Source organism: Streptobacillus notomytis (genome assembly GCF_001902585.1).
Lineage (GTDB): Bacteria > Fusobacteriota > Fusobacteriia > Fusobacteriales > Leptotrichiaceae > Streptobacillus > Streptobacillus notomytis.
Genome location: NZ_LKKV01000124.1, coordinates 1 through 1,191 on the forward strand (window position 1 = coordinate 1; position 1,191 = coordinate 1,191).

Annotated in this window: 1 protein-coding gene; it reads right to left on the reverse strand. The window is 35.5% G+C overall.

Annotation, left to right across the window (positions count from 1 at the left end; genetic code table 11):
- Positions 1–3 precede the first annotated feature (3 nt).
- Complete coding sequence (gene tuf / locus BUE91_RS06615) at positions 4–1,188, reverse strand: elongation factor Tu (protein ID WP_066901700.1); 1,185 nt, start codon at positions 1,186–1,188, stop codon at positions 4–6.
- Positions 1,189–1,191: the final 3 nt, after the last annotated feature.

Consider the following 1,191-nt stretch of genomic DNA (forward strand, 5'->3'; position numbering starts at 1 on the left):
TTATTATTCAGCTATATCAGCAACAACTCCTGAGGCTACTGTTCTTCCTCCCTCTCTTATTGAGAATCTTAATCCTGTCTCTATTGCTATTGGGTGGATTAATTCTACTGATACTGATATATTATCTCCAGGCATTACCATCTCTACTCCTTCTGGTAAGTTTACTTCTCCTGTTATATCTGTTGTTCTAAAGTAAAATTGTGGCTTATATCCTGTGAAAAATGGTGTATGTCTTCCCCCTTCTTCTTTTGTCAATACGTAGATCTCTCCTCTAAACTTAGTATGTGGTTTAATTGATCCTGGTTTTGATAATACTTGTCCTCTTTCTACTTCTTCTTTCTTTACTCCTCTTAATAATGCCCCTATATTATCTCCTGCTTGTCCTGAATCTAATAATTTTCTAAACATTTCTATTCCTGTTACTGTAGATTTAGCTGTATCTTTTATTCCTACTATCTCTACTTCTTCTCCTACTTTTACTGTTCCTCTTTCTACTCTTCCTGTTACTACTGTTCCTCTTCCTGTAATTGTCATAACATCTTCTATCGGCATTAAGAATGGTTGATCTACTGGTCTTTCTGGTGTAGGTACATATGTATCTACTTGATTAATTAATTCTAATATTTGTGCTTCCCATTTCTCTTCTCCATTTAATGCTCCTAATGATGATCCTCTTACTACTGGTATGTCATCTCCTGGGAAACCATACTCTGATAGTAATTCTCTTACTTCCATTTCTACTAATTCTAATAACTCTTCTTCTTCTACCATATCTACTTTATTTAAGTATACTACTATATATGGTACTCCTACTTGTCTTGCTAGTAATATGTGTTCTCTTGTTTGTGGCATCGGTCCATCTGCTGCTGATACTACTAATATTGCTCCATCCATTTGAGCTGCTCCTGTTATCATGTTTTTTACATAGTCAGCATGTCCTGGACAGTCTACGTGTGCGTAGTGTCTTGCTTCTGATTCATACTCTATATGAGCTGTGTTTATTGTTATTCCTCTTTCTCTTTCTTCTGGAGCTTGATCTATATTTTCAAAATCTACTTTTTGTGCCAATCCTTTTGATGCTAATACCTTTGATATAGCTGCTGTTGTTGTTGTCTTCCCGTGATCTACGTGTCCTATTGTTCCTACATTTACATGCGGTTTGCTTCTCTCAAATTTTTGTTTTGCCATTTT

Bases quoted from the DNA above. Each gene is read 5' to 3' on its own strand.
- tuf (WP_066901700.1), bottom strand. From the start codon at position 1,188: ATGGCAAAACAAAAATTTGAGAGAAGCAAACCGCATGTAAATGTAGGA.